This is a genomic window from endosymbiont of Ridgeia piscesae (assembly GCF_001443665.1).
Lineage (GTDB): Bacteria > Pseudomonadota > Gammaproteobacteria > Chromatiales > Chromatiaceae > Endoriftia > Endoriftia persephonae.
Map to the genome: position 1 here is coordinate 23,124 of NZ_KQ557121.1, position 13,629 is coordinate 36,752.

15 protein-coding genes and 1 pseudogene are annotated in these 13,629 nt (G+C 59.7%); 5 read left to right on the forward strand and 11 right to left on the reverse strand.

Translation table 11 applies throughout. The features are described from left to right. Positions 1 to 302: 302 nt before the first annotated feature. A pseudogene (locus tag Ga0074115_RS04895) lies at positions 303 to 898 on the forward strand (protein-L-isoaspartate O-methyltransferase family protein). Positions 899 to 1,176: 278 nt separating this feature from the next. Here the strand turns inward: Ga0074115_RS04895 and Ga0074115_RS04900 are convergent. Next, positions 1,177 to 1,839 (reverse strand): class I SAM-dependent methyltransferase, encoded by a 663-nt coding sequence (locus Ga0074115_RS04900; protein ID WP_057957201.1) that lies wholly within the window; start codon positions 1,837 to 1,839, stop codon positions 1,177 to 1,179. Positions 1,840 to 2,039: 200 nt separating this feature from the next. Here Ga0074115_RS04900 and Ga0074115_RS04905 point away from each other — a divergent pair, with 200 nt between their 5' ends. Next, entirely contained in the window at positions 2,040 to 2,510 is a 471-nt protein-coding gene (locus Ga0074115_RS04905; protein ID WP_039960769.1) for an aminoacyl-tRNA deacylase, read from the forward strand. Here Ga0074115_RS04905 and Ga0074115_RS16595 read toward each other — a convergent pair. Continuing rightward, positions 2,494 to 2,703, reverse strand: a complete 210-nt coding sequence (locus Ga0074115_RS16595) for a hypothetical protein (RefSeq protein WP_232432908.1) — start codon at positions 2,701 to 2,703, stop codon at positions 2,494 to 2,496. The genes Ga0074115_RS04905 and Ga0074115_RS16595 overlap by 17 nt on opposite strands. Before the next feature lie 38 nt (positions 2,704 to 2,741). Between Ga0074115_RS16595 and Ga0074115_RS16600 the strand changes: the two genes are divergently transcribed. Continuing rightward, complete coding sequence (locus Ga0074115_RS16600) at positions 2,742 to 3,152, forward strand: phosphoribosyltransferase (protein ID WP_232432913.1); 411 nt, start codon at positions 2,742 to 2,744, stop codon at positions 3,150 to 3,152. Between the two features lie 79 nt (positions 3,153 to 3,231). Here the strand turns inward: Ga0074115_RS16600 and Ga0074115_RS04920 are convergent, their stop codons facing one another. From Ga0074115_RS04920 to Ga0074115_RS04930, 3 genes are all read right to left on the reverse strand, one after another. Next, on the reverse strand, positions 3,232 to 4,662 hold the full coding sequence (locus tag Ga0074115_RS04920) for an RtcB family protein (RefSeq protein ID WP_057956302.1): 1,431 nt from the start codon (positions 4,660 to 4,662) through the stop codon (positions 3,232 to 3,234). 14 nt (positions 4,663 to 4,676) lie between these two features. Then, on the reverse strand, positions 4,677 to 5,108 hold the full coding sequence (locus Ga0074115_RS04925; protein ID WP_060528272.1) for an archease: 432 nt from the start codon (positions 5,106 to 5,108) through the stop codon (positions 4,677 to 4,679). A gap of 311 nt (positions 5,109 to 5,419) precedes the next feature. Next, entirely contained in the window at positions 5,420 to 5,569 is a 150-nt protein-coding gene (locus Ga0074115_RS04930; protein ID WP_232432909.1) for a pseudouridine synthase, read from the reverse strand. Positions 5,570 to 5,757: 188 nt separating this feature from the next. On the opposite strand from Ga0074115_RS04930, the gene bioA reads away from it, so the two are divergent. Further along, entirely contained in the window at positions 5,758 to 7,071 is a 1,314-nt protein-coding gene (bioA, locus tag Ga0074115_RS04935; protein WP_057956300.1) for an adenosylmethionine--8-amino-7-oxononanoate transaminase, read from the forward strand. Between the two features lie 105 nt (positions 7,072 to 7,176). Here bioA and Ga0074115_RS04940 read toward each other — a convergent pair whose 3' ends face one another. The 4 genes from Ga0074115_RS04940 to Ga0074115_RS04955 form a co-directional block, all read right to left on the reverse strand. Then, positions 7,177 to 7,449 (reverse strand): hypothetical protein, encoded by a 273-nt coding sequence (locus Ga0074115_RS04940; RefSeq protein WP_057956299.1) that lies wholly within the window; start codon positions 7,447 to 7,449, stop codon positions 7,177 to 7,179. Positions 7,450 to 7,579: 130 nt separating this feature from the next. Beyond that, positions 7,580 to 8,119, reverse strand: coding sequence for a hypothetical protein (locus Ga0074115_RS04945; protein WP_057956298.1), 540 nt, complete (start codon positions 8,117 to 8,119; stop codon positions 7,580 to 7,582). Positions 8,120 to 8,128: 9 nt separating this feature from the next. Further along, on the reverse strand, positions 8,129 to 8,710 hold the full coding sequence (locus Ga0074115_RS04950; protein ID WP_005965065.1) for a hypothetical protein: 582 nt from the start codon (positions 8,708 to 8,710) through the stop codon (positions 8,129 to 8,131). A gap of 75 nt (positions 8,711 to 8,785) precedes the next feature. Next, positions 8,786 to 10,231, reverse strand: coding sequence for an aldehyde dehydrogenase family protein (locus Ga0074115_RS04955; RefSeq protein WP_060528273.1), 1,446 nt, complete (start codon positions 10,229 to 10,231; stop codon positions 8,786 to 8,788). Between the two features lie 211 nt (positions 10,232 to 10,442). On the opposite strand from Ga0074115_RS04955, the gene Ga0074115_RS04960 reads away from it, so the two are divergent. Beyond that, on the forward strand, positions 10,443 to 10,994 hold the full coding sequence (locus tag Ga0074115_RS04960) for a DUF5610 domain-containing protein (protein ID WP_060528274.1): 552 nt from the start codon (positions 10,443 to 10,445) through the stop codon (positions 10,992 to 10,994). A 67-nt stretch (positions 10,995 to 11,061) separates the two neighbouring features. Here Ga0074115_RS04960 and pnp read toward each other — a convergent pair whose 3' ends face one another. Both pnp and rpsO read right to left on the reverse strand, forming a co-directional pair. After that, a complete protein-coding gene (gene pnp, locus Ga0074115_RS04965) occupies positions 11,062 to 13,161 on the reverse strand; it encodes a polyribonucleotide nucleotidyltransferase (protein ID WP_057956295.1) in 2,100 nt (699 codons plus the stop codon). Positions 13,162 to 13,195: 34 nt separating this feature from the next. Further along, positions 13,196 to 13,465: a 30S ribosomal protein S15 gene (rpsO, locus tag Ga0074115_RS04970; protein ID WP_006474940.1), complete on the reverse strand. Its 270-nt coding sequence runs from the start codon at positions 13,463 to 13,465 to the stop codon at positions 13,196 to 13,198. Between the last annotated feature and the right edge of the window lie 164 nt (positions 13,466 to 13,629).

Consider the following 13,629-nt stretch of genomic DNA (forward strand, 5'->3'; position numbering starts at 1 on the left):
GCATCTAACTCAATCTACGTTTGCTTAGGGGGAGAAAATGGGGATCGCGACAGGCGCGAACATCCTCGACCCGGCCCTGGCGAAGCAGGGCCAGCGGCGTATCGAATGGGCATTGCAGGAGATGCCCGTCTTGTACGGGCTCATGGAGTGATTCCATGAACAACACCCGCTGCGGGGCACGGGGCCAACATTGTCATTACCGAGGTCGATCCGCTACGCACCCTGGAGGCGACCATGGAGATCATCATCGATGAGCTGACGCCTGAACAGCGGAGCTATCTTACTTCCTGGGAGCAGGGTACATGAGCACGCAGCGCGAGCGGCAGCGGATGATCGACGATATCAAAAGCGAGATCGACTTCACCCGCAACATGATCGACCGGGATCACTTCGAGCCGCGGGTCATGGCGGCCATGCGCAAGGTGCCGCGGGAGGAGTTCGTGCCCCCAGAGCTGAAACATGCCGCCTTCGACAACGGTCCATTGCCAATTGGTCACGGGCAGACCATATCCCAGCCCTACATCGTGGCCTTAATGACCGACTTGCTGCAGCCCGAGCCCGACCACACCATCCTCGAGATCGGCACCGGCTCGGGCTACCAGACCGCCATACTCTCGCAGATGTGCAGACCGGAAACGGCTACCTGGGCTGGCCGGAACATGCCCCCTACGATGGTGTCATCGTCACGGCGGCGGCCGGCCATATCCCCCCCGCCCTCGTAGAACAGCTCAGACCGGGAGGCAGGCTGGTGATCCCGGTCGGGCAGCCGTACAGCTATCAGGAACTGATGCTGGTAGAAAAGGACCGGGAGGGCAACAGCCATACTCGCAATATTCTCAGCGTTGCTTTCGTTCCCCTGGTGGAGACCATACCGACCAGCGGTGACGACCCAAGGTAGCGGCTATAGCCGACGACGCGCTCGTTACTACGATTGCACGCCATATCTGGGAGATCAAGTATCGGTGCATCTCGATATCTTCGAGGCATTCCGCTCATTGTACGAAAGCGCCTATCATCAAGGCGTGAAAGGTTGCACCGCATTCAGGCCAAGCAAACTGCGTGAAGGCATTTTACTGTCCGGCGAGATTGGGTGCAGCACTGCTGCAGCATCGAGCAGGAAGAGGACTGAACGGCGGCCTTGATGCCTTCTTTGCGATTGATCCTGCAATACGCGGGCTAGAACCCTGACCTTCGGTACAGGCAAACTACCAGAAATCCTCCCAGGGGCAGCGAGTCGGGAATGAATCGATCAAGCCGCTGTGCGATGGCGCCACCAGAGGGGAAAAACACTGTCCATCCAGCCCGGATCTCTGGTGTGGGCTGGAGCCCCTGTGTCCATTGCCTTACCTCATCCAGGAGATCCCAGCGAGCACCTTGGTAACTGCCACGGCCGGCCTTATACAGCCACAATAGGCTGCGGCGGTACAGCAGGCCCAGAATGACGCTTTTGCGGCTGACTCGCCACAGTTCCTCCAGGGCACGGGCAGGATCGGCCACAAAACAGAGGCTGGTTACTGCGGCACTGTGGTCGAAAGCGCCGTCGGTGAAGGGAAGTGCCCCGCTGTGGCCCTGGATATGGCCGATACGCTGGTCCAGTTTACGGGCGAAGCCCAGTGCGGCCGGGTCCGGGTCGAGACCAGTTACTGTAAGCCCTGCGTCGGTGAAACGGCTGCTAAAGTAGCCCGTGCCGCAGCCGACATCCAGCAGTTTTTCTCCCGGCTTGAATGGCAGCAGTTTGAGCATCAGCTCCAGCTCTTGCCCGGCGATCCGGCTCCCGCGTGGGGTGCTGTACCAGGCGTGGTAGGCGACCGGGTCGTGGATGCCGGTTTTACCTTGCATAATGGCGAGCCGAATATTCGTTTATCTTTGCCCTATTGAGAGCATAGGCAATGGATTTGGGCTATTTTTAAGTTATCCCCCTGGAATGCCGGCTGGGTAGATGAATGTGACCATTAGGCTTTCCACCTGGTCGGCTTTCCGCATTTAACCCGAACCTGCAGTTGCACCTTGCGCAAGTGCCCAGTATGGGAGATAGAGCCATGACTATTGCTACATCTGTTATGAACATGCTGAATGAGCGGCATATTCCCTATGAAGTGCTTGAACATGCCAAGACTGCAACCAGTCCTCAGGCGGCCCTGGCAGCCCATGTGCCCGATGATCATATCGCCAAGGGCGTGCTGATGAAGGACAACATCGGTTATATGCTGGCCGTGATTCCTGGTGACCAGTGGCTCGACCGGCGGCGTCTGAGCGAGGAGCTCGGCCGAGATCTGCGGATGGCCAGTGAGGAAGAGATCGGCCGTCTGTTCAGTGACTGTGATCTGGGCGCCATTCCGCCATTGGGTAGTGCCTATGGCATCGATATGATGCTGGACGAGGATCTGAGCAGCCTAGCCAATGTCTATTTCGAGGCCGGTGATCATGAGCACCTGCTTATGGTGGACAGCGAGCATTTCCATGAGTTGATGCGTGGTGCGCGCCACGGTCATCTTACTGCTGTGCATTGAGTTGGGAAAACCCTGCGAACTGATTACCTGGCATCAGAGTTACGGCCTGTGTCGCCGGCTTGCGGAACGGCTTCGCGCCAGCGGCTTTCGCCCTGACATCATCGTGGCCATCGGTCACGGTGGCTGGGTCATCGGTCGCATTCTGGCCGATTTCCTCGATCTCATGGATCTGACCAGTTTCAAGATCGAGCATTACCACGGACCCCACAAGCAGGCGCGTGCGAAGGTGAAATACCCCTCTCTGCCCATGTCAGCGGCCGGCGGGTCCTTCTAGTCGACGACGTCAGCGACAGCGGCGATACCTTCGAGATCGCCCTCGCGCATTTGCGTACCCGCGGCGCACCTGCGATTGTTCGCATCGCCGTGATCCATCACAAGATCCAATCGCACTTCACGCCCGATTTCCATGCCCGCAAGATCGTGAAATGGCGCTGGTTGACCTATCCGTGGGCGCTCCTGGAGGATCTGACGACGTTCGTCGGCAAGATGAAGCCCGTTCCCCGAGATGCCGAGGAGATCGCCCGGCACCTGCACCAAGAGCACGGCATCCGGCTCTCTCCGCACATGCTTCAAGACCTGTGCCTGGCGTTGGAAGAAACGGCAGTCATATCATCCCCTCAATCCAATCCCAGAAGCGGATAACGCACTCGCTGTTCACGCGATCACAAGAACAAACCAGCCCGCTGTCCCACTATTTCCACGACCACTATGCGATGGATGCTCATCCCTTCACGCAGATCAGTGGCTCAAGGCGCGCCACCTTGCGCGATAGCCCGGCCTGATGGGCGACATCGACTACTCGGCTGACATCCTTGTAGGCACCCGGCGCCTCTTCGGCCACGCCACGCAGGGATGGGCTGCGGATCAGAATGCCGCGGGTCTCCAGTTCCTTGATAACGTTCCTGCCATGCCAGCGCTTGGTCGCCTGGTGGCGGCTCATAGCACGGCCCGCGCCATGGCAAGCGGAGCTGAATGCCAGCTTTTCGCTCTCTTTAACACCGGCCAATATGTAGGACTCGGTGCCCATGGAGCCGCCGATGATCACCGGCTGTCCAACCTCGCGCAGACCATCCGGCAGGTCGGGGTGTCCGGGACCGAGCGCCAGGGTCGCACCCTTGCGATGTACGAACAGCTGTTTTTCCTTACCGTCGATCCTGTGGGTCTCGCGTTTACAAGTATTGTGTGAGACATCATAAAGCAGCGTCAGCTGGGTGCCGGGCAGGACGTCGTCGCATACCTCGCGGGTAAGATGGGTGAGAATCTGACGGTTGGCCAGGGCGCAGTTGATACCGGCACGCATGGCCCCGAGGTAGGACTGCCCGAGCTTGGACTCGATCGGCGCGCAGGCCAATTCGCGGTCCGGCAGCCAGATGCCGTGATCCTTGGCCTTGGTGGCCATGAACTTGAGGAACTCAGTGCCGATCTGATGGCCCAGGCCACGCGACCCGCAGTGGATGCTGATCACGATCTCGCCTTCCCTGAGATCGAAGGCGGCCGCAGTTTCGGCATCATAGACCTGGGCGACCAGCTGGACCTCCAGGTAGTGATTGCCGGAACCCAGAGTTCCCATCTCGCGGCGCTGTCGCTCCTTGGCCTTTTCCGAGACATCGGCCGGGTTGGCTCCGGCCATGCAGCCATGCTCCTCGGTGCGGAGCAGGTCGGCCTCACTGCCGTAGCCCTGCTGTACCGCCCAGGCGGCACCGCCAATCAGCATCTGGTCCATCTCTCGATGTGTCAGCTTTATAGTGCCTGTACTGCCCAGGCCCGCCGGGATGGCCACAGCCAGCAGGTCGGCCAAGGCCTTTTTGTGGGGGCGCAACTGATCGAGCGTCAGGCCGGTGTGCAGGGTTCGTACGCCGCAGGAGATGTCGAAACCGACGCCGCCGCCCGAGACCACGCCACCTTCATCCGGATCAAACGCCGCCACACCACCGATGGGAAAACCATAACCCCAGTGGGCATCTGGCATGGCGTAGGCAGCCTGCTGGATGCCGGGCAGGCTGGCGACATTGCTGAGCTGTTTGAAGACCTTGTGGTCCATGGCCTCGATCAGCATGTGATCGGCATAGATGATGGCTGGCACCCGCATCCTGCCCTGGGGCGCGATCCGCCAAGCGTAGGGTGATTCGGTGGCTAGGGGTCTGAATTCCATCTTTTCACTCCTTGCTACACGTCGACCACGCACTGCGCATGCCACAGGCCGTCTTCATCCAGCCATACACGCAACTCCGTAAAGGTCGCGCCCTTGATCTCCACTGCGGGCTGATGGCGGGCAATGTCAATCGGTTCGCCCCAGGCCTTGCCCTGTAGTTCATGATCACAGATCTTGACCTGGAAGCGTGTGAACAGCATATGGCGTGTCGCCATCTCATAGATCAAGGCATTCAACCACTCGGTCAGCAGCAGCTCCTCGTCAGGGGCCGAGACATTGAGCTCTATCGTCTCGCTACCTGCCACCGTATCGGGCTCGACGATCACCGCCGTCATGGCCAGCGCGGCTTGTTCGAAGGCCTCGGCTAGAGTGTAGCCGCTACCACGCACGCCGATATCGGCGACGTGGTGAAAATGCTCCCATGCTGGTACGGACGACTCTTTCATCTAGTGCTCCCCGGTCAGAGGAACAAAGGCCAAGGGAAAATAGCTCTTCATCCCCCAATCAGGCAGGTAGCGCCCGACCACTGCTCCAGTACGTTCGACTTTTTGACTTGGGGCGGCGTGTAGAGCACCCGGGACATGACAAGCGCCAGCTGTGGGTGCAATCCATCGACGCTGGCAAAGCGACATCATCAGGCGGCTCATCCTTGATCAGGATGGCTCATTTTTCGATGCTACGCACCAGTTCCATGATCCGCTTATTCTCCAGCCAAGCCTGGTCGTCCAGATACTTACACAGCTGTTTCACCAGTTGATTATTGGTTTGATAGACCTTTCTCGCCCGCCTCCAGTAGATAGTAGCGGATACGCTCGAGGATCGACCTAGGCGCATCGCCTCCATCAGTCTCAACCAGGGGCACCACCGCCACCAGTTCATCCAGTTCCTGCTGGCGACGGGGTGACATCAGAAACTCCCAGAAGGCGCAAAGTCGGGTGGGACTACTTCAGTTTTAAGCGGTACTCGTACTACAACGCCGTCTACTCCGGATCTATAACGGCTATTCTACCCCCCCCTTCAGTGGGCCATTGAACGGTTGCAGATACTGATATTATCCCTGGAAAATCACCTCATCACCCAGGCAGCTTGAATAGAATGGATAGTGAAACCCTGCTCCAGCTCGACCGACAACACGTCTGGCACCCCTACAGCGCCATTGGAGCTGATCTGCCGGTGTTCCCGGTGGCCTCCGCCAAAGGGGTGCGGCTACGCCTCAGCGACGGGCGCGAGTTGATCGACGGTATGTCCTCTTGGTGGAGTGCGATCCACGGCTACAACCACCCGGAACTGAACCGTGCGGTGCAGGATCAGCTCAGCTCCATGTCTCACGTCATGTTCGGCGGGCTGACCCACCAGCCGGCGGTGGAGCTGGCGCAACGGCTGGTGGAGCTGACCCCCGAGCCGTTGCAGTGTGTCTTCTTTGCCGATTCCGGCTCGGTGGCGGTGGAGGTGGCGATGAAGATGGCCATCCAATACTGGCACGCCCGCGGTAAACCGTCGAAGCAGCGCTTTCTTACCATCCGCAATGGCTACCATGGCGACACCTTTGGCGCGATGTCGGTGTGCGATCCGGTCAACGGCATGCACGGGCTGTTTCGCGATGCCCTAGTGCAGCAATTTTTTGTCGACGCCCCGAGCCGCCCGTTTGGCGAGCCCTGCGACGATACGGACATGGCGCCGATGGCTGAACGCCTGGCGAAGGATCATCAGCAGATCGCCGCGGTGATCCTTGAACCGGTGGTGCAAGGGGCCGGTGGTATGCGCTTCTACTCCGCCGACTATCTGCGGCACCTGCGCCAGCTGTGTGACCGCTACGGCGTGCTGCTGATCTTCGACGAGATCGCCACCGGCTTCGGTCGCAGCGGCCGTCTGTTTGCCTGTGAGCACGCCGGCGTCAGCCCGGACATCCTCTGTCTGGGCAAGGCCCTGACCGGCGGTTACATGACCCTGGCTGCGACTCTCGCTACGCAAGATGTCGCCGCCACCATCTCATCAGGGGAGCCTGGTCTGTTCATGCACGGCCCCACCTTCATGGCCAACCCGCTGGCCTGCGCCACCGCTCTGGCCAGCATCCAACTACTACTGAACTCCCCCTGGCAGGCTCGGGTGGAAGCCATCGAATCAGGCATGCGCAGTGGCCTGGAGGCCTGTCGAGGGCTGCCGTCGGTGGCCGATGTGAGAGTGTTGGGGGCGATTGGCGTGGTGGAGCTGACTGCCCCGGTGGAGATGCGCAGCGTGCAGCCGGCGTTTGTCGAGCGAGGCGTCTGGCTGCGGCCGTTTGGACGACTGGTCTATCTGATGCCACCCTACATCATCGAGGCAGCAGATCTGCAGTACCTGACCGAAGCCGTGGTGGATGTGGTCCAGCAGCTGCAGGAGAACGGCCGGGGCAACCTGCAGATCACCTGAATCTTGCCCCCGGACCGGGAGCGTCGCTGTGTCAGGCTCATTTCCCGGACTAAAGCCGGTTTTTCTCATCAAAAAAAGGCTGTGCCGCCTCAGCATCCCCTTCATTCAGTAGCAGGTGCGCCCATTTCCGATAGTATGCGCCTGCTTACAAAGAGCTGGCGCATACTCAGGATGCGCGGCAATTACCTGGTCAAGCTCTGCCTTAGCCTGTTGCAGCTTCGACTGCCTGCCTCGATAGCTGTCCAGCAGTTCCTTTATCTGCCCTACCCTGGTAACAGGGTCTTCATCCAACCCTGCGGCAACTACCGCATCTGCACATGGTAACCCCAGCAGGAGAGCCAAAATAAGTGCTTGAACCAACGATCTGATCGGTTCCATTCCGTTTTCCGTTCTCAAACGATCCATCAATATCTGGCAACTCTGCCACCGGCTGAACCGGGCACGGCACACGCATGGTTATGCCAATCCATTTCTGCATCAGGATTAACGAAGGTAAAAGCATCAAGAGTTAGGGCAACGCTGGATTTATCACCCCCATTGGCCGAGACATCTGCCGCACGTTGTACCGCATCACCGAGACACCGCCGGTCATATGGCGAAAGCGCTGATCGATATTCCCCATACTCCGGCTCATCTGGCCCATCTCCTGGTCGATTGAGACCATTACAGAGCCGATCTTACCCATCGAATCACCCACCCCCGGCATCAGCTGACCCATCGCCTCGGTATGGGCAGTGATCTGGTCCATGTTGCCCATATGCTTATCGATGCTCTCCACCTTGTCGGTGATGCGGTTCATATTGACCCTCACCACCTCCAGATTGGTATGCATCGAATCCATATTGTCGACAATACCGTTAAGGTCATTAGAGAGGATGTGGATGTAGTAGACATTGAAGACGGCCACCACCAGCAGGAGGGCTGAGACCACCATCAGCACGATATTGGTGATATGGAAGTGGTGCTGGCGTTCATCCAAATGGAACTGGGTCTCCCGTCCCAGACGCCCCACCATCTGGACAAACAGGCGTTTTGGATCCTCTGACATCACAAACTCCTAGGGAAACGGGAACATCTTGTTCATGGTGCGGGCTGGCTGCCCCATACGGTGCATATCCTGCCCCATCATCTGCACCTCGCCGTTCATCTGGTTGATCGAGACGGAGATATTGTCAATCTTGCCGCGCACCTCGGTCATATGATTTCTGATGCCACCGATGGTGCCTTCCATCTGCGTCAGATCCTGAGCGATGCCCTGCATCTCGCGGTTCATCGTCTCGGTCTGCACAGTAATGCTATCCATCCGCGAGACCCGTCGTTCCATGGAGGAGATGTAGTTCTCGATACGCCCCATCTCCCCCGAGACGCTGGTGAAATTGTGGTTCATATCGGCGACAACGTTGGAGATCCGGGTGATCTGGGAGGAGAGTGTCAGCAACAGGATTAGGATTGAGACGGCAATCAGGCCCAGGATGATGACTCCGGTGCGAATGCTGTAATTCAGCCGGTCGACGAGATGCTTCTTGACCTCGATCTGGCTGAGAATGATCGCCTCAAAAGAGGTGACAGCACGTACCAACTGCTGGTCCGACACCGGCTCGCTACTGCTTGCTGCCGATGCCTGCGTTTCATCACCCATGAATTTTTACCTCGCCCCACCGTGATGCGCTGATGCTAACCAAAACTGTAGGGAATGAGAAGAAACGGATCAGCTTCAGAGTTCTGGCGAACGCACCACCATCATCTTCTCGACCTGCATATCACGATAAGTGTGGGGAATGCCGCCAACCCCCAACCCTGACTGACGCAACCCGGCAAAAGGCATCCAGTCAACGCGAAAGGCGGTGAAATCATTGACCATCACCGCCGATGCATCGAGCCGGCGGTAGGCGCGCATTGCCTGATCCAGATTTTTCGTAAAGACCGCCGCCTGAAACACATAGGGCAGACTGTTGGCTCGTTCGATCGCCTCATCCATATCCGTATAGGGATAGACACAGATCACCGGACCGAACACCTCTTGCTGACTGACCCGTACCTGCGACGGCGGATCGTAGAGCACCGTTGCCGGATAGCAGGTCTCTGAGAGCGGTTCACCACCACACAGGCACTCAGTCCCGGCGGCGACAGCCTCCTCCACCCACTCATGGATGCGTTGCGTCTCTGCAGGCCGGATCAGCGGCCCCACCGCGGTCTCCGCCAAGGTCGGATCGCCCACCTTCATCTGCTGCGCCTGCACCTTGAGCCGCTCGGCCAGCTCACGCGCGATGGAGGCCTCGGCAAACACCCGCTGCACCGACACACAGACCTGCCCGGCGTGGTAGAAGCCGCCCTTGGCCAGCAGTGGGATGGTATCGTTCAAGTCCGCATCGGCAGCGACGATCACCGGCGCCACCCCGCCGTGTTCCAGCGCACAACGGGTACCCGGCGCCAGCTGTGAGCGCAGCCACCAGCCGACCTTCGCCGAACCGATGAAGGAGAGAAAGCCGACCCGCGCATCGGTTGCCAGCTGGCCAGCGGTGGTCTGATCCTCGGTTAGCAGCGCCTGGGCCCAGCCTTTCGGCAGACCCGCCTCATGCAGGATCTGGATAAAACGCAGGCAGGAGAGCGGAGTGTCAGAGGCCGGTTTGACGATCACCGGGCAACCGGCGGCCACTGCCGGCCCCGCCTGGTGTACGATCAAGTTGAGCGGGTGGTTGAAGGCAGAGAGCGCCACCATCACCCCAATCGGTTCACGACGAGTGAAGGCGAGCCGTCCCACCGAGGCCTGGGTCAACCCCATCGGGATCTCCTCGCCCGCTTCGGTGCGCAGGGTCTCGATGCAGAGCTGCATACCGTCGATGGCACGCGCCACCTCCACCCGTGAATCACTCAACGGCTTGCCGCCCTCACGAGCCGCCTCCAGCGCCAGCTCCTCGGCCCGCCCGATCATAATCTGCCGGGCACGCTCAAGGATCTCAGTACGCCGCCAGACAGGCAGCCAGCCATCCTTATTGCGAAACAGCGTCTCAGCCGTCGCCAGCGCCTGCTCGACCCCGGCTGCGTCCAGCGTGTCGACTGTCGCGATCGGGGTGCGGTCAAAAGGGGCCAGCACCTCAATCTGACCAGCAGGAGGGGTCTGTTCCGCAATTAGGTGAGAGAAGTGTGGAATCTCTGGCATAGCTGTTCCCCTTTGATGAACGATTGCACAAGTGGCCGGCTCCATACTAAGCACAAAGCCCGCTCTCACCAACAGGAAATGCAGCACATCTGTCAGCCCAACCACCAGACCCTATGATGCGGTTATTTCCCAATCTGCCCCAGCGCCGAATTACCTGGCCATTGATTGTCCATACTGTGGGTAGATCAACCAAATCTTCGAGGTCGCAGCAATGCCACTACAGAGTCTCGAGCAGAACCTTATCCAACCCCTGCCCTCTCCACTCACCCCACCCAGCAGAGACGCCAAGAGCGGGGCCACTCTAAGCACAGCTGCAACCAGCGAAGCGCTCAACCTGCAAGCCAGCCAGCAGCCCCTGGAGCTGCTCTACCGCAGTGCCCTGGCAAAGCTCAATGAGATACTGGCGCCCGAACTCGGCCCCCAGGCTATCGAACAAGCCGCCAAGCAGGATTTCACCCCCGAGGCCACCGCCGAACGCATCGTCGGCTTCGCCACCGGCTTCTTTGGCGGCTTTCTTGAGAACCACCCCGAGATGGAGCAGGACAGCGCACTGAACGAGTTCATTGAACTGATCGGTGGCGGCATCGAACAGGGTTTTGCAGAGGCGAGGGGGATCCTCAAGGGGCTGGAGATCCTCAACGGCGAGATCGAGCAGAATGTCGATAAGACCTATGAGCTGGTGCAGCAGGGGCTGGAACGCTTCCGCCTGGCGATCATGGAGCAGTTGGGATTGAGCGAAAACAAAGACGCCACGCCAGCATAATGAGAATGAGATAGGCACAAAAAAGGGGCCCGCGGGCCCCTTTCTCATCGACACTGTCAGAGCAGGATTACTCCCCCTCCTCCACCGCCTTCATGGAGAGACGGATGCGACCCTGCTTATCCACCTCCAGTACCTTGACGCGGATGTTATCCCCTTCGGAGAGCTTGTCGCTCACCTTCTCCACTCGCTCGTTGGATATCTGCGAGATATGCACCAGACCATCCTTGCCGGGCAGGATGGTGACAAAGGCGCCGAAGTCCATCAGGCGGGCGACCTTGCCCTCGTAGACGGTACCGACCTCGACATCCGCGGTGATCAGCTCAACGCGCTTCTTCGCCTCTTCACCGGCCGCCTTGTCGACCGAGAAGATCTTCACGATGCCATCGTCGGTGATGTCGACGGTGGCACCGGTCGCCTCGGTGATGCCGCGGATGGTCACACCACCCTTGCCGATCACATCGCGGATCTTGTCCGGGTTGATCTTGATCTCGATGATACGCGGCGCGTGCTCGGACATCTCACCCCGATGCGAGGAGATCACGCGGTTCATCTCGTCGAGGATGTGCAAACGTCCCTCTTTGGCCTGCTCCAGGGCGATCTCCATGATCTCCTTGGTGATGCCGTTGATCTTGATATCCATCTGCAGGGCGTTGATGCCCTGGGCGGTACCGGCGACCTTGAAGTCCATGTCGCCGAGGTGATCCTCGTCGCCCATGATGTCGGTGAGCACAGCAAAACGCTCATCCTCTTTGATCAGGCCCATCGCCACACCGGCCACCGGTGCCTTTAACGGCACACCGGCGTCCATCAGCGAGAGGCTGGTGCCACACACCGATGCCATCGAGGAGGAGCCGTTCGACTCGGTGATCTCGGAGACCACTCGGATCGCGTAGGGGAACTCCGCCAGGGTCGGCATGCAGGCCAGCACGCCGCGTTTGGCGAGACGACCGTGGCCAATCTCGCGACGTTTGGGGCTACCAACGCGACCGGTCTCGCCAACACAGAAGGGCGGGAAGTTGTAGTGCAGCATGAAGGACTCGCGGCGCTCGCCCTCCAGCGCATCGATGATCTGGCTGTCGCGCTCGGTGCCGAGGGTGGTGACCACCAGCGCCTGAGTCTCACCGCGGGTGAACAGGGCCGAACCGTGGGTACGCGGCAGCACACCGGTGCGCACGCTGATCGGGCGCACAGTGCGGGTGTCGCGACCATCGATGCGCGGCTCACCGTCGAGGATACGGCCGCGCACGATCCGCTTCTTCAGCTTCTCCAGGGCACCCTTGACCTCGTCGGTGCTCCAGCGGGGCTCTTCGCCCTCAGCAGCGCTGCAGAGTTTCTCCAGGGTCGCCTCTTTCACTGCATCGGCAGCGGCATAGCGCTCCAGCTTGTCGGCGATGCTGTAGGCATCACCCATCCCCGCCTCTGCTGCTTCGGCAACCGCCGCGGTCAGCGCTTCATCCACTGTCGGCGACTCAAACTCGCCCGCGGCCTTGCCCACCTCGGCAGCCAGTGCATTGATCGTGTCGATCACGATCTGGGATTGTTCGTGACCGAACAGGACTGCGCCCAGCATCACCTCTTCGGAGAGCTCATTGGCCTCGGACTCCACCATCAACACCGCCTCTTCGGTACCGGCGACGATCAGATCGAGATCAGAATCGGCGCTCAGGCCGGTGCTGGCAGCGTTGAGGATGTACTCGCCATCCTTGTAGCCGACACGGCAGGCACCGACCGGACCGTTGAACGGCAGGCCAGAGATGGCCAGCGCCGCGGAGGCGCCGATCAGAGCCGGGATCTCAGGATCCACTGCCGGATTGAGGGACTTCACGGTGAGGATCACCTGAACCTCACTGTTGTAGCCCTTGGGGAACAGCGGACGGATCGGACGATCGATCAGACGCGAGGTGAGGATCTCCTTCTCACTCGGGCGCCCCTCGCGGCGGAAGAAACCTCCGGGGATCTTACCCGCGGCATAGGTCTTCTCCTGATAATCCACTGTCAGCGGAAAGAAGTCGCGACCCGGGATCGGGCCGGCCCCGACCACGGTGGCCAGGACCACGGTGTCGTCCATATTGACCAGCACCGCGCCGTCAGCCTGGCGGGCGATCTCACCGGTCTCTAAGGAGACCTTGTGCTCACCCCACTGAAACTCTTTTTTGATTGCAGTCACTCTCTTTGTCCTCTGTGCAGAATTGACGATGCGCTTAGCGGCGCAGACCTAGTCGGGAGATCAGATCGCGGTAACGATCCACGTCTTTATTCTTCAGGTAGTCGAGCAGCTTGCGGCGGGAGTTGACCATGCGCACCAGGCCCTGACGGGAGTGGTGGTCCTGCTTATGCTCTTTGAAGTGTTCAGTGAGCTGAAGGATACGCGAGGTCAGCAGGGCTACCTGCACCTCGGGGGAACCTGTGTCGTTCGGTCCGCGTTTGTACTCTTCAACGATTGCGTTCTTTTCTGCTGCGCTCATTGCCATGACGTCTACTCCTAAGTAGCTGTGGCGTCTGTAGAAGGCCTTCACTTTGCCCCTCCAACAATGAGCTCAGAGGGGATCCGGCCGGTTAATCAGGCAGCCCCGAAGTGGGTCTGCCAAAAGCGGGTGAGTATGCGCCGTTCAAGGCGCCTCTTCAAATCGGAAAA